Source organism: Filibacter tadaridae (assembly GCF_900609045.1).
GTDB lineage: Bacteria > Bacillota > Bacilli > Bacillales_A > Planococcaceae > Sporosarcina > Sporosarcina tadaridae.
This window is the reverse complement of record NZ_UXAV01000044.1, coordinates 227,694-247,045: the sequence shown is the minus strand read 5'-3', so window position 1 is coordinate 247,045 and position 19,352 is coordinate 227,694. Positions and strand designations below refer to the sequence as shown.

At 40.5% G+C, this 19,352-nt stretch carries 16 protein-coding genes and 1 other annotated feature; of the genes, 10 read left to right on the top strand and 6 right to left on the bottom strand.

Annotated elements, in window-relative coordinates; all coding sequences use genetic code 11:
- Nucleotide 1: 1 nt before the first annotated feature.
- Nucleotides 2-1,294, top strand: coding sequence for a glutamate-1-semialdehyde 2,1-aminomutase (gene hemL / locus FILTAD_RS14265; protein ID WP_203229722.1), 1,293 nt, complete (start codon nucleotides 2-4; stop codon nucleotides 1,292-1,294).
- Nucleotides 1,295-1,426: 132 nt separating this feature from the next.
- Here hemL and FILTAD_RS15850 read toward each other — a convergent pair whose 3' ends face one another.
- Complete coding sequence (locus FILTAD_RS15850; RefSeq protein WP_160117621.1) at nucleotides 1,427-1,567, bottom strand: hypothetical protein; 141 nt, start codon at nucleotides 1,565-1,567, stop codon at nucleotides 1,427-1,429.
- 68 nt (nucleotides 1,568-1,635) lie between these two features.
- Here FILTAD_RS15850 and FILTAD_RS14260 point away from each other — a divergent pair, with 68 nt between their 5' ends.
- From FILTAD_RS14260 to FILTAD_RS14235, 5 genes are all read left to right on the top strand, one after another.
- Nucleotides 1,636-2,220 (top strand): hypothetical protein, encoded by a 585-nt coding sequence (locus FILTAD_RS14260; RefSeq protein ID WP_124071637.1) that lies wholly within the window; start codon nucleotides 1,636-1,638, stop codon nucleotides 2,218-2,220.
- Between the two features lie 226 nt (nucleotides 2,221-2,446).
- Nucleotides 2,447-2,679 (top strand) — a binding site (T-box leader).
- A gap of 85 nt (nucleotides 2,680-2,764) precedes the next feature.
- Nucleotides 2,765-5,410: a valine--tRNA ligase gene (locus tag FILTAD_RS14250; protein WP_124071635.1), complete on the top strand. Its 2,646-nt coding sequence runs from the start codon at nucleotides 2,765-2,767 to the stop codon at nucleotides 5,408-5,410.
- Nucleotides 5,411-5,800: 390 nt separating this feature from the next.
- Complete coding sequence (locus tag FILTAD_RS14245; RefSeq protein ID WP_124071634.1) at nucleotides 5,801-6,172, top strand: type IV pilus modification PilV family protein; 372 nt, start codon at nucleotides 5,801-5,803, stop codon at nucleotides 6,170-6,172.
- Nucleotides 6,172-6,825 carry a type II secretion system protein gene (locus tag FILTAD_RS16000; RefSeq protein WP_124071633.1) on the top strand — a complete coding sequence of 218 codons (654 nt, stop codon included), beginning with the start codon at nucleotides 6,172-6,174 and terminating at the stop codon, nucleotides 6,823-6,825. Before FILTAD_RS14245 ends, FILTAD_RS16000 begins: the two co-directional genes overlap by 1 nt.
- A gap of 12 nt (nucleotides 6,826-6,837) precedes the next feature.
- Complete coding sequence (locus FILTAD_RS14235) at nucleotides 6,838-8,058, top strand: hypothetical protein (RefSeq protein WP_124071632.1); 1,221 nt, start codon at nucleotides 6,838-6,840, stop codon at nucleotides 8,056-8,058.
- An 80-nt stretch (nucleotides 8,059-8,138) separates the two neighbouring features.
- Here FILTAD_RS14235 and FILTAD_RS14230 read toward each other — a convergent pair whose 3' ends face one another.
- Nucleotides 8,139-8,936 carry an ATP-grasp domain-containing protein gene (locus FILTAD_RS14230; protein WP_124071631.1) on the bottom strand — a complete coding sequence of 266 codons (798 nt, stop codon included), beginning with the start codon at nucleotides 8,934-8,936 and terminating at the stop codon, nucleotides 8,139-8,141.
- Complete coding sequence (locus tag FILTAD_RS14225) at nucleotides 8,933-9,799, bottom strand: ATP-grasp domain-containing protein (protein ID WP_124071630.1); 867 nt, start codon at nucleotides 9,797-9,799, stop codon at nucleotides 8,933-8,935. The genes FILTAD_RS14230 and FILTAD_RS14225 overlap by 4 nt, the downstream gene beginning before the upstream one ends.
- A gap of 62 nt (nucleotides 9,800-9,861) precedes the next feature.
- On the opposite strand from FILTAD_RS14225, the gene FILTAD_RS14220 reads away from it, so the two are divergent.
- The 3 genes from FILTAD_RS14220 (at nucleotide 9,862) to FILTAD_RS14210 (ending at nucleotide 14,682) form a co-directional block, all read left to right on the top strand.
- Nucleotides 9,862-11,091, top strand: a complete 1,230-nt coding sequence (locus FILTAD_RS14220; protein WP_124071629.1) for a bifunctional folylpolyglutamate synthase/dihydrofolate synthase — start codon at nucleotides 9,862-9,864, stop codon at nucleotides 11,089-11,091.
- Nucleotides 11,092-11,191: 100 nt separating this feature from the next.
- Entirely contained in the window at nucleotides 11,192-12,895 is a 1,704-nt protein-coding gene (locus FILTAD_RS14215; RefSeq protein WP_124071628.1) for a sensor domain-containing diguanylate cyclase, read from the top strand.
- A gap of 62 nt (nucleotides 12,896-12,957) precedes the next feature.
- Nucleotides 12,958-14,682: a GGDEF domain-containing protein gene (locus tag FILTAD_RS14210; RefSeq protein ID WP_124071627.1), complete on the top strand. Its 1,725-nt coding sequence runs from the start codon at nucleotides 12,958-12,960 to the stop codon at nucleotides 14,680-14,682.
- 163 nt (nucleotides 14,683-14,845) lie between these two features.
- Here the strand turns inward: FILTAD_RS14210 and FILTAD_RS14205 are convergent, their stop codons facing one another.
- The 3 genes from FILTAD_RS14205 to FILTAD_RS14195 are packed head-to-tail and all read right to left on the bottom strand — an operon-like array spanning nucleotide 14,846 to nucleotide 17,752.
- Nucleotides 14,846-16,777, bottom strand: a complete 1,932-nt coding sequence (locus FILTAD_RS14205) for a hypothetical protein (protein ID WP_124071626.1) — start codon at nucleotides 16,775-16,777, stop codon at nucleotides 14,846-14,848.
- Complete coding sequence (locus tag FILTAD_RS14200; RefSeq protein WP_124071625.1) at nucleotides 16,774-17,298, bottom strand: type II secretion system protein; 525 nt, start codon at nucleotides 17,296-17,298, stop codon at nucleotides 16,774-16,776. Before FILTAD_RS14200 ends, FILTAD_RS14205 begins: the two co-directional genes overlap by 4 nt.
- Nucleotides 17,276-17,752 carry a type IV pilus modification PilV family protein gene (locus tag FILTAD_RS14195; RefSeq protein WP_160117620.1) on the bottom strand — a complete coding sequence of 159 codons (477 nt, stop codon included), beginning with the start codon at nucleotides 17,750-17,752 and terminating at the stop codon, nucleotides 17,276-17,278. The genes FILTAD_RS14200 and FILTAD_RS14195 overlap by 23 nt, the downstream gene beginning before the upstream one ends.
- Before the next feature lie 203 nt (nucleotides 17,753-17,955).
- Here FILTAD_RS14195 and FILTAD_RS14190 point away from each other — a divergent pair, with 203 nt between their 5' ends.
- Nucleotides 17,956-19,347 carry a VanW family protein gene (locus FILTAD_RS14190; protein WP_124071623.1) on the top strand — a complete coding sequence of 464 codons (1,392 nt, stop codon included), beginning with the start codon at nucleotides 17,956-17,958 and terminating at the stop codon, nucleotides 19,345-19,347.
- The last annotated feature ends 5 nt before the right edge of the window (nucleotides 19,348-19,352 follow it).

Sequence of the window (19,352 nt, the reverse complement as noted above, 5' to 3'; positions counted from 1 at the left end):
TTTGGAAAGAAATTATGACAACTCGAAACAGGCATTTACAGAAGCAATAGATTTATTGCCAGGCGGGGTAAATTCACCTGTCCGCGCGTTTAAATCAGTTAATATGGATCCGATATTCATGCAAAGCGGTAAAGGCGCAATCATTACGGACATCGATGGCAATGAATACATCGATTACGTACTATCATGGGGACCGCTGATTTTAGGTCATACAGATCCGGACGTTGTGTCTGCGATTCAAAAAGTTGCTGAAACAGGTACAAGTTTCGGTGCGCCGACACGTATCGAAAATGAGTTAGCAAAACTGGTCATTGACCGTGTCCCATCCATTGAGATGGTGCGTATGGTGTCTTCAGGTACAGAGGCGACAATGAGTGCGCTTCGCCTGGCGCGCGGTGTTACAGGTCGCGAAAAAATCTTGAAATTTGAAGGATGCTACCATGGGCATGGCGATTCATTGCTCATAAAAGCTGGTTCCGGCGTTGCAACGCTTGGTCTTCCAGATAGCCCCGGCGTTCCTAAAGCCGTTGCAAAAGACACAATTACAGTTGCATACAATGATTTCGAAAGTGTAAAAGTAGCTTTCGATGAATTCGGTGACGACCTTGCAGCAGTCATTGTCGAACCGGTTGCGGGTAATATGGGCGTTGTCCCACCACTACCCGGTTTCTTGGAAGGACTACGTGAGTTGACTGAGAAACATGGCACACTCCTTATATTCGATGAAGTCATGACAGGTTTCCGCGTCGGTTACAACTGTGCGCAAGGTCATTTCGGCATCACGCCTGATATTACATGTCTCGGTAAAGTAATCGGCGGCGGTCTTCCCGTCGGTGCATACGGCGGCAAACGTGAGCTAATGGAAAACATAGCTCCCGCGGGTAACGTCTATCAAGCCGGTACATTGTCAGGAAATCCGCTTGCGATGACAGCAGGAGTAGAGACGTTGAAAAAATTGACACCTGCTTCATATGATCACTTTATGCAACTTGGTGACCAGCTGGAAGCCGGTTTCCGTGAAGCTGCTTCAAAATATAACATCCCTCACACGGTAAACCGTGCAGGGTCCATGATCGGTTTCTTCTTTACGAATGAACACGTCACAAGCTTCGACATAGCGAAAACAGCCGACCTGGCGCTATTCGCTGAATACTATCGTCTAATGGCCGAAGAGGGCATTTTCCTACCGCCATCACAATTCGAAGGCATGTTCTTGTCGGCAGCACATACGGAAGCCCACATTGCAAAAACAGTAGAAGCATTCCACACAGTGTTTGCAAAACTTGCTAAGTGATTTATAAAAAGTGCTTCATTCATTGGAATTTAAATGAATGAAGCACTTTTTTTGGTTGGGTTGTGATAAAACCCATTGAGACGGTGATAACCCAGTTTAAGGCGGTGATAACCCAGGTTGAGGCGGTGATAACTAGTGCGATGGCGGTGATAAATGCCATAGAGACGGTGATAACCCCCGATCCATATAATCTCCAGCGGAGGCATCCCCGAGCGCCGCAGCGAATTCAATGGAATTCTTTTTCTCAACCCATATACTATTTTTTTCATCCATCATATCCTTCTATACTAGACTTTCCATGCATACAATTGTTTGTGAAGGAATAAGAGGAGGGAACACGTATGGAAACAGTTAAATGGAAAATGCAGGAGAACTTTTCATTCCCCGAACATGCAGGTGTGCCTACAGGAACTGAAACGATTCAAGTTACACCACGGTTTAAGGAGGAACGGACGGAAGATGCAGTCCGCCTTACAGGTATCTACCATATTGCTGTCCAGGTTGTATTCGAAGAAGGGACACCTTCGGAAAGTGATGCGGATTCAACCGTTCAAATTGATGATGTTGACCTAGACGATCAAGTCGGCTACTTTGAATACGCTGTCCCGCTGAACATCGATTTATCTTCCAAAGCGGAAAGCCCGCTACAAGTCGTCACGGCAAAAATGGATGCTGAAGTGGACGGACAAGGCTCATTCGCAGTCGTCTGGGAGGTCGAGTGTACGTATACTGAAATAGTGGCAGTGGAGATTGAGCCGGTTGTAAAAGAAGAGGTGCAAGAAGTAATTGAAGCACCCCTTGCTAGACTGGACAGTACCTCATTCAATGATGCGGATGAAGTACTGTCATTCATCGCAGAACTTGAAGACGGTGTGTCGACCACGTCATTCCGTTTAAATGATATTCTTGTGCAAAACAAAGGCTAAACCGCACAGTAGGCAGAGAAGTAAAAAATCACCAGTCGTCGGGACGATCAATAACCGTATAAGTTGAAATACACAAATGGGAATAATGATTCCTTTGCAATAAAAACGTGTCTTTCTAAGCCAGGGCGGAAGCAGGTAGGGGTTATAACCTTTTCTCATTATACAATCCTTTCGTATTATACTTGACGAGCAACTCGTTATTCCGCTACAATTATGAAAACAACATAATGATGCGATGAACGGGAAAGTACGCGAATTGATTTGACTTAAGAGAGGGTTCCGGTGGTGAGAGGGCCTGTAAATGATTTGCCGAATGTCCCCCGTGAGCAGTTTCCGTGAAAATTTGAAAACAAGCAAGTAGTGGAAACCGGTTTGAAGCCGTTAAACAGTTTTGAGGTGTGCGTTTAGTTTGCGTGCACGAATAAAGGTGGTACCGCGAACAGCTCCTTCGTCCTTTAAGACGAACGGAGTTTTTTTGTGTCCAAATTTAAAAATTAGAAGTAACCACTTTTCTTTATTCCCAAAAATCAAAGGAGGAAATAGAATGTCAAATGAAGAACTAACAATGCCGACGAAATATGATCCGCAGGCCATCGAAAAAGGTCGCTATGAATGGTGGTTGAAAGGGAAGTACTTTGAAGCGCAACCGGAAAGCGGGAAAAAGCCCTATACGATTGTCATTCCGCCACCGAACGTTACAGGTAAACTCCATTTAGGTCATGCATGGGATACAACTCTGCAGGACATTATGACGCGCATGAAACGCATGCAGGGTTATGATGCACTTTGGCTTCCAGGTATGGACCACGCGGGCATTGCAACACAAGCACGTGTTGAAGGGAAACTTCGTGAAGAAGGCATTACCCGTTATGACTTAGGTCGCGAAAAATTCGTCGAAGAAACGTGGAAATGGAAAGAAGAATATGCAGATCATATTCGCGAACAATGGGCGAAATTAGGACTTGGTCTTGATTATTCACGTGAACGCTTTACGTTGGATGAAGGACTTTCCAAGGCTGTTCAAGAAGTTTTCGTCACACTTTACAATAAAAAACTCATCTATCGCGGTGAATACATCATCAACTGGGATCCTGCGACAAAAACGGCGCTTTCAGATATCGAAGTCATCCACAAAGACGTTCAAGGTGCATTCTATCATATGCGCTATCCACTAGCAGACGGAACAGGTAGTATCGAAATTGCGACAACTCGCCCGGAAACAATGCTTGGCGACACAGCAGTAGCGGTACATCCTGAAGATGAACGTTACAAACATTTAATCGGTAAAATGGTGACATTACCAATCGTCGGTCGTGAGATTCCGATTATTGCCGACGATTATGTCGACATGGAATTTGGAAGTGGGGCAGTGAAAATTACACCTGCTCATGACCCGAACGACTTTGAAATCGGTAATCGCCACGACCTTCCCCGAATTCTTGTGATGAAAGAAGACGGCTCCATGAATGCACTTGCCGGCAAATACGATGGAATGGACCGCTTCGAATGCCGTAAAGAAATCGTCAAAGACTTGCAAGAGACGGCTGTTTTATTCAAAATTGAAGAGCATTTGCACTCAGTTGGTCACTCTGAACGTAGTGGTGCAGTCGTTGAACCGTATTTATCGACGCAATGGTTTGTGAAAATGCAGCCACTTGCTGAAGAAGCGATCAAACTTCAAGCACAAGAAGGCAAAGTCAACTTTGTTCCTGACCGTTTCGAGCATACGTATTTACAATGGATGGAAAATGTCCATGATTGGTGTATTTCACGTCAACTTTGGTGGGGGCATCGCATTCCAGCTTGGTACCATAATGAAACAGGCGAAGTATACGTCGGTCATGAAGCGCCGAAAGATAGTGAAAACTGGAGACAGGACAACGACGTACTCGATACGTGGTTCTCGTCAGCTCTATGGCCATTCTCAACGATGGGCTGGCCGGACGTGGACAATGAGGAATTCAAACGGTACTACCCGACAGATGCGCTTGTAACAGGCTATGACATCATCTTCTTCTGGGTATCACGGATGATTTTCCAAGGACTTGAGTTTACGGACCAACGTCCATTTAAAGACGTATTGATTCACGGACTTGTTCGTGCAGAAGACGGTCGCAAAATGTCCAAATCGCTCGGTAACGGTGTCGACCCAATGGATGTCATCGAAAAATATGGCGCAGATGCATTACGCTATTTCTTGTCGACAGGTTCATCGCCAGGCCAAGATCTTCGTTATTCAACGGAAAAAGTCGAAGCCATCTGGAACTTTGCCAATAAAATCTGGAACGCATCCCGTTTTGCACTTATGAATATGGATGGCATGACTTATGATGAAATCAATCTAACAGGTGAAAAATCCGTTGCAGATGCATGGATCTTGACACGTTTGAATGAAACAATCGAGCAAGTAACGAAACTTGCCGACAAATATGAGTTCGGTGAAGTCGGCCGTGCGCTTTACAACTTCATCTGGGACGATTTCTGTGACTGGTATATCGAAATGGCGAAACTGCCATTGTACGGTGAAGACGAAACAGCGAAGAAAATGACGCGTTCCGTTCTTGCCTATGTGCTTGATAACACAATGCGTTTGCTTCATCCGTTCATGCCGTTCATCACAGAAGAAATCTGGCAGAACCTACCGCACCAAGGTGAATCAATCACAGTCGCTGCGTGGCCGGTTGCAGATGCAGCGTTAACGGATCATACACGTGCAACTGACATGAAATTACTCATGGACATCATCCGTGCCGTACGTACAATCCGCGCAGAAGTGAATACACCAATGAGTAAAAAAGTACCACTCACCCTTTCTGCAAAAGACGCAGCGACAGTAACCGTGCTGGAATCAAACCGTATGTACATCGAACGTTTCTGTAACCCAGAAACACTGACAATCGGCGAAAATAGCCAAGCACCTGAAAAATCGATGTCAGCAGTCGTAACAGGCGCAGAATTATTCCTGCCACTTGAAGGATTGCTCAACATCGACGAAGAAATCGCTCGCCTCACAAAAGAATTAGCGAAATGGCAAAGCGAAGTAAAACGCGTCCAGGGCAAACTCTCCAACGAACGCTTCATGTCCAAAGCACCCGAAGCAGTTGTTGAGGAAGAACGCGCCAAGGAAAAGGATTATCTTGAAAAGTACGCAGCGGTCGAGCGCCGTATAGAGGAAATGAAGGAAATTTGATAACGAATCGAGTAACCCCGTCGCGAAATGTGACGGGGTTTTTGGGCGAATAGAATGTTGTCTCTAGCTCGAAACTTGGAATCTGTGGTACTATGGATTCAAGTTTACTAGAACTTGCTTCTTAATCTAATCTAAATATAGATAAATAATTCCACACACCCGGTGCCGGTTTCTGACACCATTTGTGCTCTTCAAATTGTGGCAGAAGCTGGCATCCGGATTCATAGAAGTTCATTCAACTCGCTTCGGCGCTTGGGGATGCCTCCCGCAATAAGCCAGACAGAACACTGTCAGTCTTATTGCTTCGGCTACCCCTGTAAGGTGCCTTCGCTGGTGCATATCTATAAAATAGAACCTACTATGTCAATTAAGAAAGGATGGGGATTAGCAATGAAAAAGTATAATCAAGACGAAAAAGGAGTAACCCTTGTTGAAATTCTGGCAGCACTTGTCATACTCTCAATTGTGCTCGTTGTATTTTTCACATTCTTTCTCCAATCCGCAAAATTCACGCAACACAACAAAGAGAAATTGACGGCTGTAGAAGTAGCAGAAGACGTAGTTGCCGATGTACGGAATTGGAAAAGTAAAGAAAACGGTAAGTATGTAAATAATAGTTACGATGGATACGATGTTAATATTGTAATCCAGCCTGGTCCAGCTGGATTACAGAAAGCTAGAATTACAGTGGAAACTTTTTCTAAAGAAGGAATTAAAGAGTCATCTTTCACAACTGAAATGTATTTTGGTGGGGGGAGCTAATGAAAAACGAACGCGGTCTTACACTCGTTGAGCTACTTGCGGTTCTTGCCATTGTTGGTGTAATCATGGCGTTACTTGGTTCTGTTTTAATAAATGGCATCAAGGCATCTAATCGAACCACGACCAGACAACAGCTACAACAGGAAGCGAATTATATAACAGAAGTAGTAAGGAATGAATATTTAGGGCAAGGATCTGGTTCATTTACAATTTATAGTGATGATGTTAATCAAACTTTGAAAATAGAAAGTAAGATTATTTCTGAAGGCTATATCTATAAACTTTGTTATGAAGGTGAAAATGAAGAAGAAGAAGAAGAAGAAGAAGAAGAAGAAGAAGAAGAAGAAGAAGAAGAAGAAGAAGAAGAAGAAGAAGAAGAAGAAGAAGAAGAAGAAGAAGAAGAAGAAGAAGAAGAAGAAGAAGAAGAGGAAGAAGAACAGGATGAAGAAGATTGTGAAGAAGCAGATGATGATGAAGAGGATTGTGAAGAAGAGGAAGATGAAGAAGATTGTGAAGAAGCAGATGATGATTGCGAAGACGAATGTGATGATTCAATCACCGTTAACCGTAAAGAAAACAGTAAATTTTATTTGAAAGTTTTGAAAGGTGATTTATTCTACATAGTCGAAACGACGTTAAGCAAACTACACTAGGGAGGGATGAAGATGAGAGCGGGAAACAATGAACATGGCGGCGCATTAGCGATGGTATTGATGATTATAGTCGTCTTCACTGTCCTTGGTATAGGACTGCTGACGATGAACATTTCTGCAACAAAACAGTTTCATAAAAAAGGAGAACAAGTGCAGGCAAGGCATTTGGCTGAAATGGGTGTTTTGCATTACAAGGCTGAGGTTGGAAAAACTTTAAAAGAATATAATGAAAGTTTTAAACCTGACTATGTGACTTATTGGAAGAATAACAAGAAAATAACTGAAATTGATTATGAAAAGTCGTCAAAAAACTATTTTATAGGATTATGCAAAAAAACAAAAAAAGTCAATGTAATTCCAGAATCCTCTACAAAAGGCACTTATATATTGGAAGAGGAAGATATGAGTCAGAATCAAATAAACAAAGAATGCGAACGCAACTACAATCTTACAGATAAGCCTACAGAGATTGTCCTAGCTGTAGAAAGTACCGGTGCAATAGCAGACGTTTCGAAAACTATAAAAGCTAGAGTGACAATCGTCTCAACAGGTGACATATTGGGTGATGAAGGGTCTGAATATCCTGTAACATCCAATCCAGGTGGTGGAGAAGTTATAACTACAACTCCTCCCGGAAAAGTATTTTCGACGGCAGATGAATATGAAATTGCAGGGGCTATAAATATATGGAGCAACTTGAAATGGGAGTTCAAAAACTCCTTGAGAATTGGTGGTGGGACAGTGGGTGGAGATACTAGTGATAATACAAGTCTTTCTGTTTGGAGGGATTTTATTAGTGCTGGCAGCTTAGAGGTCGGTCGGGGTCATTATGATAGAACTACCTTGACGGTTGGTGGCGATTTTATTGTTAAAGGAGCTTTAACAATAAGCCAGAACTCTGACAGTGGAACTAAAATTTCAGTGGGAGAAGATATGCATGTTGAAGGTCACATGTCAGTGAATGGTACGCGTTGCGCAGTAGTCTATGGAAATGCATATCTTAAATATAAGCCAACTGGCATTTCGAAAGTATATGTAGTAGGAAACACTATAATCGATAACATAGACCAGGGAAACCAATATAAACCACCTACGAACTTTGATTTTTCCGCTTGTCCAAAACCAAATACAAACCCAGACCCAGACCCAAACCCAGACCCAAACCCAGGACCACCGGTTGGCAAGGTTTATAATTGGGAGATACAGCCTGGAGTGGATGCAGAATACTTATAAAAGAGTCATTTATGGTACCGGGTTATGAAACGACTCCGAATTGTTTCATAACCCGGTACCTTTTTTTTATATGCAGACGGTTATTCTCCGGAAATTTTCTCTTTAATATACCCTATCAATTTCCCAGCAATCGCCACATCACACGTATCATAAAACGACCTAGCCCCAACAGGATCTTCAATCTCATTCAACATCCATCTGCCATCCGGCAACAATAAAAAATCAATCCCCACATAATCACTTTTAATCGCTTTGGCAATTGTCATTGCGTCTTTCTCCTGCCAACTGGATAGTATATACTTTTCAACTGATCCACCAAGCGTATAGTTTGATTTGAACGAGCCGTTTCCAGTGCGTTTCACGGCCCCGATAACTTCTTTACCAATCATAAATACGCGTACATCCCGAGCTCCCGATTCGATAAAAGGCTGGACAATCAATTTCCTGTCGTGGAAGTCATTGAAAAACGATGCTGCATCCAACGCTGATGTACAGAGGAAAACTTCGTTGCCGCCATGACCATCGACCGTTTTCAAGACGCAAGGATAGGTATTGATTTCGTCGATCGAGCGGATTTTTCTCGTTGGAACTACAGGTACACCAAGTAGGGTAGCCAGTTCAAATGTCCGCAATTTATCGTTGGCGATGCGGTTCACTTCTGCTCGGTTGAATAACCGGAAACCTGCCGCATCGTACAATGCAGCACGTTCGGAATTACGGTCCCGGAATAGGATGAAATCTGCATCGGAATCGGGTTGTTCATCTTCAACTAGCAAGTTAAGTTCAATGCCGAGTTTTCGCGACTCATTCGTTAAGTCGTCAATAAATGCTTTATTTCTCACCGATTCTTTTTCAGAGTAGTAAACGTAACCCTTCATCCGAGCTTCCCCAAAATATACGCAATCATCGCATCAGCAACATTAATACCCGTGACGTTGTAGATGTTGCGGATGTGGGCGGCTGCATTCACTTCACAGACGAGTGGTTCTTCATTATCGCCATACAGTAAGTCGACGCCTGCGAACTCTGCACCGACAGCGTAAGCGGCTTGTAGCGCTAACGTTTTCTGTTGCGCGGTGAGTTCGATGACTGTCGCAACACCGCCGTTCGTGATATTCGCCCGGAAATCAGTTTCAGAGTGACGATACATGGCGGCAACGATTTCACCGCCGACGATGTTCACACGGATATCCCGACCTCTGCTTGTCGCAACGAATTTCTGAAAGACATAGTCGACACCATGTAATTCATCCGTCTTCGCATAAAATTGTTCGGCAGTTTCAATCAAATACACTTTCATCCCAAAGGATCCGTGGCCTTCTTTAATGATAAGGGGCAATCCAAGCCGGTCCAGTACCTGTTCATAGTAACCTGAATCACGGATTGTAAATGCCGGATACACTTTCGGTGCGATTATCGTTTCGGGCATTGGAACGCTATGGTTTGCCAACAGTAAATACTGTTTCGCTTTATTGTCACATGTTTCAATCACTTCAGGATCATTGAAAACGGGAATTCCTTCATTTTTTAAAAAATGGGCTAATAGAATATCTTTATCCAAAAAAACAACAAAATCCGGACGGGAATCTACCCCTTGTCCAAGATCCATCATCACTTCATAATTCTTTTTCAATGATGCTTGTAAACCAGCACGTTCTGCCGCCTCTTTCAACAATTCCGCTTGATCCTTGAATTTATCACTCGTCAAACTTCCGTTATAAATCACCCAGCAACTTGTCATTGCGATTCCTCCAACCGTGGTATAATTTCATTAACTAGATTCTATCATATGGAGGGTTTTAATTGATTCCAAACATGTCAGTTTACAAAGAACGCTGGGAAATAGAAAGTGACGACATTGTCAAACCAGGCGTTGAAGCGGTCCAAGAAGCACTTCGCAAACTCGGCAATCCCGAGCAGAAATTGAATGTTATCCACGTTGCAGGAACAAACGGCAAAGGCTCGACAATCGCATTCATGGAAGCAATATTGAAAGAACACGGCTTTTCGACAGGCGTCTTCTCCTCTCCTGCAATAATCGATATTCACGATCAAATTCGAATAGACGGAAACCCTATTTCCGAAGACGAATTAAATAACTCTTTCCATGAATTAAAAGAAGCTGGTATAAGTGGGTTGCTGACGGATTTTGAATTATTGACTGCGGCCGCGTTTTGTACATGGAGACGGATTGCGCCCGATTATGTATTGCTTGAAACAGGGATGGGCGGCACATTGGACAGTACAAACGTCGTAACGCCCCTCGTATCGGTCATTACATCAATCGCCCTTGAACATAGCGCATTTCTTGGCACGACACTTGCAGAAATTGCGGGGCATAAGGCGGGTATTATTAAAAACAAGATTCCTGTCGTAATCGGGCCAATGCAGGAAGAATCGTTGGAAACAATTCAACGAATTGCATTGGAACAGGAAAGCCCGCTAGCACACTATGGAATAGATTTAAAAATGGAGGGTACAGAGCAAGAAGTTTTTGTAGGAACTAAAACCATTCCCCTACCTACCCGGAAAATGAAAGGTCCTCATCAAGGCGTAAACGCAGCCCTTGCGATAGAGGCATTATTGGCGGCAAAAATGGATCTAAACGGGGATCGAGTCGCAAAAGCAATTGCAAATGCCCAACTAAACCATCGATTCCAAGAGATTCAACCAGGTTTGTTTCTAGATGGAGCGCATAACCCGGCAGCTGCAAAAGCATTAGCGAAAACCATCCAAAGCGAGTTTCCAGGTGAGAAAGTTGATTTTGTAATGGGAATGATAAAAGGGAAAGACATAAAAAAAACGTTGAACGCACTCATGCCTGTTGCTGGGTCATTTACTTTTTTAACATTTTCACACCCGCAAGCGGAACAAGCAGGCCACATGATTGAAAACTGTTCACATCAACATAAAAGAGTGATAAATGCCGTTAATGATACGATAACACTAGAAAAGCGTGGCGAATTAAAGATAATAGTAACAGGTTCTCTCTATTTGTTGTCTAGTCTAAAGTACTATTTAAAAGAGAAATAATCCAAAAAGAGTAGTTAATATTGATAACTATATGTTATTATTATTTAGACATTTACAACTCTAGCAATTCTGATAAATCCGATTGGGAGTGGATTGTTTTATGTGGGGTATCAAAAGGTCCACGATTAAGCTATTTGTCGTCTGGTTATTAATCGTTCCGCCGGGTTCCATCTATTTATATAGTACCTATCCACCTACAGAAGTGAACTGGTTATCCATTGCATTCTTCATCGTATTTGGATTCCTCACGGTGCGGTTTCCGATAATTAGAAATGGAACACCAGTATTTCTTGTACTGTGGCTTACCATTCCCGCATTTTTACTGTATGGGATATTCACTGAAATGATTATTATGCAGATTGCACTTTTGGCCACTTTATTCAATACTTCAAACAAGAATCCAATCTCCATCCGTTTTTATCTTAATTCTTTGGTTTTTTTCTTTTTATCAATTAGTGCAGCATGGGTATTTAGATTGGTTGGCGGTGAGATTGGATCAGACGAATTTTGGCCCCTCATTTTGGCAGTATTTTGTTACCAAGTAGCCCATATGGTATTCAACGACATATTCATAAAGCTAGTTGCGATTTATAAAAAAAATAGTAGTCCTTTATTCACTAAAGAGATGATTTTCGATTATGGAATGATTTTCGTTATATTGCCTTTATCACTTACACAATATTATTTACTTCAATTCGTAGGAATTGGTTCTTTTTTATTGCTTGGTATTCCATTCTTTTTCATCATCCTAGTCATTCGTTTGTACAGCAATTCGGAAACAATCAATGAAAGCTTGCAGAAAGCAGGGGACATTGGCCATGGCTTATCGGATATGCTGACAGAAAAAGCAGTCATCGATCGCTTTGTCATTGAAGTCGCGGATATGTTCGACTCGAGCTTCTCCTATCTTTTCGATCATGTAGAGGGCTGGCTTGAACCAATCCGTGTATATAAACACCAAACATTCATAGACATCGAATTCGATCAAATGGTGAGTGGACAAGGGATCGCCGGTTTAGTCCTTGAAAAAAATCAACCCATCATCTATTCAAAAAAGGCGGAATGGGAACTAATTGGGAAGGGGACCGCACAGGATTCAATTGAAAGCGTTCTCTGCGTGCCGATATCCCGCAATAAGAAAGTCGAATCCGTCTTACTATTGGCTTCAGAGAAGATAAATGCATTCGATGACTACCAATTGCAAATACTAGATTTGCTATGCTCTTATTTCGCCGTAGCGGTTGAAAAGGCACGCTATATGCAAGAAGCGGTTACGAGAAGTGAACGTTGTGCTTTAACGAAGATTTACAATTACAGGTTTCTAGAAGAGAAATTAATCTATGAAATGGATAAGCTACAAAAAGACATGATAACCAATCTCTCTGTCATTATGCTCGATATCGATCACTTTAAAAATGTAAACGACACATATGGACATCAAAGTGGTAACGATATTCTTTACCAATTGGCAAGGAAGCTTGAGGATTTGTTGCCAACAGGCGCAACCGTGGGTCGGTATGGAGGAGAGGAATTTGTCTACATCCTACCGAATATGTCAAAAGAAATGACGATGGAATTTGCTGAAAGACTACGTGCGGAAATCAGCCAATCCGGTTTTCTAATCACCCCGGATCTGGGGGATGATAAGCAGCAGCTTGAAGTAACGATTACATTGAGTATCGGTGTTTCATCGGCACCGGAAGACACCGATGAAGCGATGTCCTTATTACGTAATGCGGACCGTGCGCTTTATACAGGCGCGAAGCATGCCGGACGAAATCGAGTTGCTTCATATGTGAAATGAGTATGGAAAATAAGATAAGTATACGGGCAGATTCAGCTAATTGACGGGAGGGAGGAATAGAATTGCTGAATTCAAAAAAGCAACGGATTAGTATATTTTTCGCATGGCTACTTATTGTTCCGCTAGGTGTTTATAACGCCTATTCCTATTCCCCCTCCTTGCCAATTGATTGGGAAAATGTCATTTTCCTATTCGCAATTCTTTTCATTACAATGTTTTTGCCCTTCAAATTTCAAAATGTAATGATATCATTGGAGAGATGGATAACATTTACAATATTCTTTCAATATGGTTTATTTACTGAACTGATTTTCACACAGCTGGCAATGTTTCTATTATTATTCGGAAGTAAAACGGATACACCAGCCCTACATCGTTTTTTCATTAATTCTTTAATTTTCACGCTTGTATCTTTTATTAGTGGATACATATTCCACTATATGGGCGGCGTTATTGGCTCATTGGATTTCTTTCATATTTCCTTATTCGGTCTTTTATATGCGGTCAGTTATACTGTATTGAATAGCATTATCATGCAGCTTTATTTATATTTTGAATTTGGCGTATTTACATTTTGGGAGAAACATATTGCATGGGATTTCCTTGTTACGATGTTATTGCTTCCTTTCGCAATCGCCCTTTATTTTTTGTATGAACACCTTGGTAACAAGGCAATTATACTAACGGGTATTCCATTTCTCATCATTCTTTTGATTGGGAAAATGTACAATCAGTCCGATAATCTCAACGGAAAATTGTCTTCGGCAAGTAGCGTTGGTCGAAAACTGGCCGACCAGTTAAGAGTTGACGATGTCATTAAGACATTCATCGAAAAGTTGAAAGATGTTGTATCCTACGAAAATGCATATGTACTGGATTTACGATCAGGTGAGCATTTATATTTGTTAATGAGTTCTGAAAACGGTCTTATTTCCCAAAACGCGTCTTGTATTGATTTCAAGTCATTGAAAGAAGAGAATGATGGTCTCAGCCTAGACGTCACAACCATATTAAGATCAAAAAAGGAACTGCGGTCATTAAAGAACTTTCAATTCTTGGATTCCGTAAAGTGTGTCATGACGGCACCGATAAGACGTAACCAAAAGACAGAAGGATTTCTCATTCTGACTTCCAACAAGAAAAACGTCTTCCAGTCTCTTGAACGTAAAATCGTCGATATATTGACCGGCTATTTTGCGATATCACTTGTAAAAGCCAGTTATTATGAAAAAACCATCGAAAATAGCGAACGGTGTGGGTTAACGCACCTTTATAACTACCGTTACCTTGACGCAACCCTTGATGAAGAAATGATTCGTTTACATACAAGGGAAATCGCCTCGTTATCCGTCATTATGATGGACATCGACCATTTCAAATCCATCAATGACACTTATGGACACCAGAGTGGCAATGACTTGTTAGTTGCTCTCGCACGACTTCTTGAAAAGGTTGTGCCGGAAAAGGCTACTCTAGCTAGATACGGGGGAGAAGAGTTCGTTATTGCGTTGCCAGACATCGAAAAAGAAGCAGCTATCGAACTCGCAGAACAAATTCGACATGAAGTTGATCAATCGCTATTCACGATTGTACCTGACTTGTCCGAAGAACGTGAGCCCGTTGATGTCCATATGACTGTCAGTATTGGCGTGGCAAGCGTGCCAGAAGATGCCGATGATGCGAAAGCTTTAATAAGGAATGCGGATCGGGCGTTGTATATTGGCGGGAAGCAAGCTGGGAGAAATCGGGTTGGGGTATATGGGGGAGACAAGAGTATACATGTTTGAATTGGAAAAGAGTCGAAGAAGTGGATTATCAATCCACTTCTTCGACTCTTTTTAGTATATGGTACTCGATTATAAATGTATGGCTTAATACAGAATCTAGTAATTTTAGAACCAAAGTTAGACAATGGATTAAAATATAACTAAATTTATTCGAACTGTTAACTTAGTTAACTTCACGGCTTAGTATTTGAGGCTGAATAACACTATAAATAATCTGCTCTTGACCTTTCATATCTGAATAATTTTCAATTACCTCCTGATCATATTCTATCTGTAAACGAGGAGTTGACATCTCTGGGTCATTACTTTTCTGGTTAAAAACCGTTTCATAGTACTCGGACTCCCCAAAAAAGTGTTGACTAGGTTCAAATGGTCTAACAAGTCCAAAAAGTCCACCCGTTCCTGATCTTCCACGTGTTCCATTTAAACTGATATGTGGTGCTGAAAGTCCGCCTTTGATTTTAATATTTGAAGCGGAAGCAAAAATCTCTATGCCGGTCTGAGAGTAAAAGAACCCACGAATTTCACTGGGTGTATTTTCGAATAGGCTATTCTTTGTAAATTTTATTTTTCCCTTTGCAAAAATTATAAGAGACCCTTCTTTTCCATCCTTAACCAATCCCTTTAATATGGAATGGTCAATTGTTACATCTCCATTTACGTATATCACTGAATTGAATTCCCCATTAACTCCTGAGATATCTAAATCCCCGTTTACGTAAATATTACCCGCAATTTGAACATTTAAATTAGGTTTTCCAAGGGCTGAACCAATATCTGATTTAATAGTTTTTCCGATTGTTAAGTTCTTACCAACGTATAAACCTTCGTTAAAAGTGGCTTTGATGTTGCCGCCAAATATATGTTTTCCTATATGAAAGTTTTCCAAGGTTGCAAATTGGCCAATATTATTATCTCCAACCATATAAAATGTACCACCAAAGTTTGGATTAACATTAAATATGCACTCAGATAGTAAACCGGAATCACAGTAGACTGCATACAATTTGCTATTGGGTCTATTAACATTTACAAATGTCCTATGTCTTTCAAAAACTTTGGGTCCTTCCGAATTAAATATTTCAACATTAGAGTCATTCTTATCATACGAAAAGTTTGATATTGTTTCTTCAATTGCGATATCACTTCTTATTGGTTCATTTCTAACTAATTTTGGGGCCTTAGAAAATAGATCTTGTACATTTTCTTTTTTTTCGTATTTTATATTAGAGAAGTCGGTCGTAGTTGTATGTTTGTAATAGTTTTTTGATCTTACTTTATTGGTTAAATAATTTTCATTTGAAGGAACGCTATATTTGTATAAATCGCCTGCTAAAGTTAGGATTGAGTTTTCTTCATTCGATACAGACTTCATTTCAGGTAAAGTTGAACCTATCCAATTGTTATCTTCAAGATAATATTCTTGTCCTCTTGTAGGTGTATAAGATTCATCAGTTGAAATTAAGTTTCCATCGACTTTCATATCTCCAGTTATAGATATGCCGCCGTGAAGAAACAAATTACCTTCCCCGGATATACAAAGACCACTATCTTGACACTTTTTGGATTTGTAAGCGCTAACTGTATATTTTAGTGAATCTGGGAATGGCTCTGCACCTATTTCAATTTTACTTATTAATGTCTTACTTGAGGATTCTCCTGAAATGCCAGTACTCGAAAAATGTACTGTTTTTCGCAACGATTCTTTATTTTCAATAGTTTTGATGCAAACTTCGTATGAACCATTCCCTCCACTAACTTTTGGAACGATTTTGCTACCAGTTTTGCAATTATATTTTCTTAAGGTCTTGTCAAGCATATCTTCGAACAAACTTTTTTTAATTCCAGTAGCACCTGTCGAAGTCATTATTCCATTATCTATTGCTGATTGTAATTCTCCGTTAATCTGTGCAACAATATGCTCAATGCCTTTTTCCGCCTGTGCAGATGCTTGCACATTCTCTTCCCTCACTTCATTCTTCTTCATTCCATCTGAAGTAAGCGCGAGCGTCGTCATGCCGAGAACTGTAAATAGAATAATAACTACAAAGGTAAGGAATAATGCATAGCCTTTGTCATTTTTAATGTGCTTCATTGATTAACCTCCTTTTTGTCTATGTCATCAATCGTCCTAATAAAGTTTTTAAATGTCATTGTTTTTCCTTTCTTGCTTGTTAAGTGTAGAAGGAGTATCACTTCGTATTGTCCCTCCTCTTTCTTAACGATAGAAGAGCCAGGTAGTATAGAGATATTTTCATTTTTTGTATTGATAACTTGATTTGCTACAACGAGTTTGTTATTAATGAATCCTGTTTTCGTATTAACTGTCTCCCCATCCTTAGTACTTCTTTCAATATAGTAATTTGGGGTCCCCGCCTCATGGGTATCTCTACTAATAAGCTCTGATTCTTTCGTCACATATAGCTCTTTCAGCAACGCAACCATCAAATAATCCGCTTCATCTCGGAACATCGTTTCTTGCTGGATAGTATTTGCAGTTTTGATACCGTTGAGAAGAATAGGGAAGGTGAGTGCTGTAATTATGAAAAGGATAACGATGGCTCCAAGCAACTCGGCAAGTGACATCCCTGACTCATTTTGTAGATGCTTGTCCATAAGGTATATATCCCTCCACTGAGTAGTTGATTTTTCCGCTCTCATTTTTTACAGTGACAAGTATTTCAATTAACTTCGATTCCGATTCCCCGTTTGTTTGGGATGACTTTACAACCACAAAATAATTTTCCCCATTTAATTCAATTGAAAAAGGGATGCATGGATCAGGCACCACGCCATCTTTTTGACAGTTTGTATTTGAATAAACTTTTTCACCAGACTTTATACTTAAATAATCTGGATCGGTACTCGGTTTTTCTATATAAGCATAAGGATCTGCTTTTAATCTTTCTAATGTCGCATCTGCTAGATTGATTACAACGAGTCTTTCCATATTAGAGTCGGACATTGTTTTAGCATTTATGAAAAAAGGGTAGAAACTTAGTAGAACTATGGAAATAATGACAAGTGATGCAACAACTTCTAGTAGAGAAAATCCTTTTTCCGATTGCATGTCCATCCTCCCTTTATGTATGATTACTATAAGTACCAATATGATAACATAAAAATATTCTAACTCTCTATCTATTCACTTGTTAGTAGGCTATAATTTAGAGCGAAAGACCGATTTTAATTCTTCTCCCTGTTTTAAATCCGATAGCGATTAGTCTATTGAACTATTAATATCCCAACATTTCTTATTCGTAGGAGGGCACTATGCATAAATTATCGAATAAAAAGCTCATCAAAATAAGCTCTATTTTCCTTGTTTTCATTCTAACATTAACTGAAATCAGCCCTTTTTCGAATGTGGCAGCAGCTTCTAAAAAGAACGATGTGTCCACCATTGCAGGAATCCAAATCGATACAGATGACAAAAATGAAATTAAACAACTGTTAGCAGAGAAACTACTACAATGGAGTGAAACGCCATTGTTAATCGAGAAAAGTCATGGAACGATTGAATTAGATACCTCGTTAATCCAATTTCATGTAAATGAAACTATCGAACAATTTCTACAAAAAACGCATCAACCCTGGTATGAGTTTTGGAAAAAGAATATACTGGTAGATGTGCCAATTCAATTTACAATGGATGAAAAAGTGATTGATATGTTAAGGAGTGACGCCTCAATTGTTATCGATGAAACAATTGAGAAAGTTAATGAAGAGATAGGATACTTTTTAACAAATACTGTGCAGGCGATTCAATCTAATATTGAATCGATTGATGAAGAACAAATTGCGGTAGTTGTAAAGGAAATCGAAGTGAACAATAGTTCGTTGGAATTACTTATTGAACGTTTAGAAGGATACACCATACAACCTGATGAACAACTATCTTATATAGAAATTGTAAGTAATCTCGTTGAACTGAATGATCCAGAAGCGTTGGATTTCATGGCTTCATTGCTATATACACTCGTTTTACAATCTAATTATTCGATTTTAGAACGTCATGCAAACCCTGTCCAATTCAAGTCATTTACACCTGGGACTGAAGCACATGTGAATCAGGTATTGAGCAAAGACCTTCTATTTACTAATCCAAATGTTGTTCCAGGTACTTTTCATTTTAGTGTGGAAGATAACTATGTAACAGCAGAATTATTTTCGCTTCCACTTGATGTAGATGCAGAGTTCTATCAAAGAGATAAACAAGAAATTTTACCACGTACGATTTATCGCTATTCAGCGGACATCGCGCAAAATAGCGAAAAAATAGTAGAAGTCGGGAAATCGGGCGTTAAAGTTTCAACTTATCGTAAGACATCAGAAAAGTTCGGTTCCTTTGAAACAGATAATCTGATTAGTACTGATTTTTATCCACCTACACATCGTGTTATCTTGAAACCTTTACCGAAGGCGGATGGGAGTAATGGCGTTTTGTCGGGAGAGAGTTCTGGGATGAATGAAAATCAAGAAAATGAAAGTTCCAATCAATCAGCGAATAACCTGATTGATGAAGAAAACAAATCAGACTCTAATGGAGCGACGTTGAATACGGATGCCGGTCAAAATGATGATCTAAATCAACCTATGGATAAAAAAGACGAAGAAGTAATTTACGACAAAGGTGGCAATATTGTCGAGCCGCCTGGAAAGTAAGAGGC

What these genes read in the sequence shown, in the direction of transcription:
- FILTAD_RS15850 (WP_160117621.1), bottom strand. Translation starts at nt 1,567, where the DNA reads ATGGATGAAAAAAATAGTATATGGGTTGAGAAAAAGAATTCCATTGAA.
- FILTAD_RS14260 (WP_124071637.1), top strand. Translation starts at nt 1,636, where the DNA reads ATGGAAACAGTTAAATGGAAAATGCAGGAGAACTTTTCATTCCCCGAA.
- FILTAD_RS14250 (WP_124071635.1), top strand. Translation starts at nt 2,765, where the DNA reads ATGTCAAATGAAGAACTAACAATGCCGACGAAATATGATCCGCAGGCC.
- FILTAD_RS14245 (WP_124071634.1), top strand. Translation starts at nt 5,801, where the DNA reads ATGAAAAAGTATAATCAAGACGAAAAAGGAGTAACCCTTGTTGAAATT.
- FILTAD_RS16000 (WP_124071633.1), top strand. Translation starts at nt 6,172, where the DNA reads ATGAAAAACGAACGCGGTCTTACACTCGTTGAGCTACTTGCGGTTCTT.
- FILTAD_RS14235 (WP_124071632.1), top strand. Translation starts at nt 6,838, where the DNA reads ATGAGAGCGGGAAACAATGAACATGGCGGCGCATTAGCGATGGTATTG.
- FILTAD_RS14230 (WP_124071631.1), bottom strand. Translation starts at nt 8,936, where the DNA reads ATGAAGGGTTACGTTTACTACTCTGAAAAAGAATCGGTGAGAAATAAA.
- FILTAD_RS14225 (WP_124071630.1), bottom strand. Translation starts at nt 9,799, where the DNA reads ATGACAAGTTGCTGGGTGATTTATAACGGAAGTTTGACGAGTGATAAA.
- FILTAD_RS14215 (WP_124071628.1), top strand. Translation starts at nt 11,192, where the DNA reads ATGTGGGGTATCAAAAGGTCCACGATTAAGCTATTTGTCGTCTGGTTA.
- FILTAD_RS14205 (WP_124071626.1), bottom strand. Translation starts at nt 16,777, where the DNA reads ATGAAGCACATTAAAAATGACAAAGGCTATGCATTATTCCTTACCTTT.
- FILTAD_RS14200 (WP_124071625.1), bottom strand. Translation starts at nt 17,298, where the DNA reads ATGGACAAGCATCTACAAAATGAGTCAGGGATGTCACTTGCCGAGTTG.
- FILTAD_RS14195 (WP_160117620.1), bottom strand. Translation starts at nt 17,752, where the DNA reads ATGCAATCGGAAAAAGGATTTTCTCTACTAGAAGTTGTTGCATCACTT.
- FILTAD_RS14190 (WP_124071623.1), top strand. Translation starts at nt 17,956, where the DNA reads ATGCATAAATTATCGAATAAAAAGCTCATCAAAATAAGCTCTATTTTC.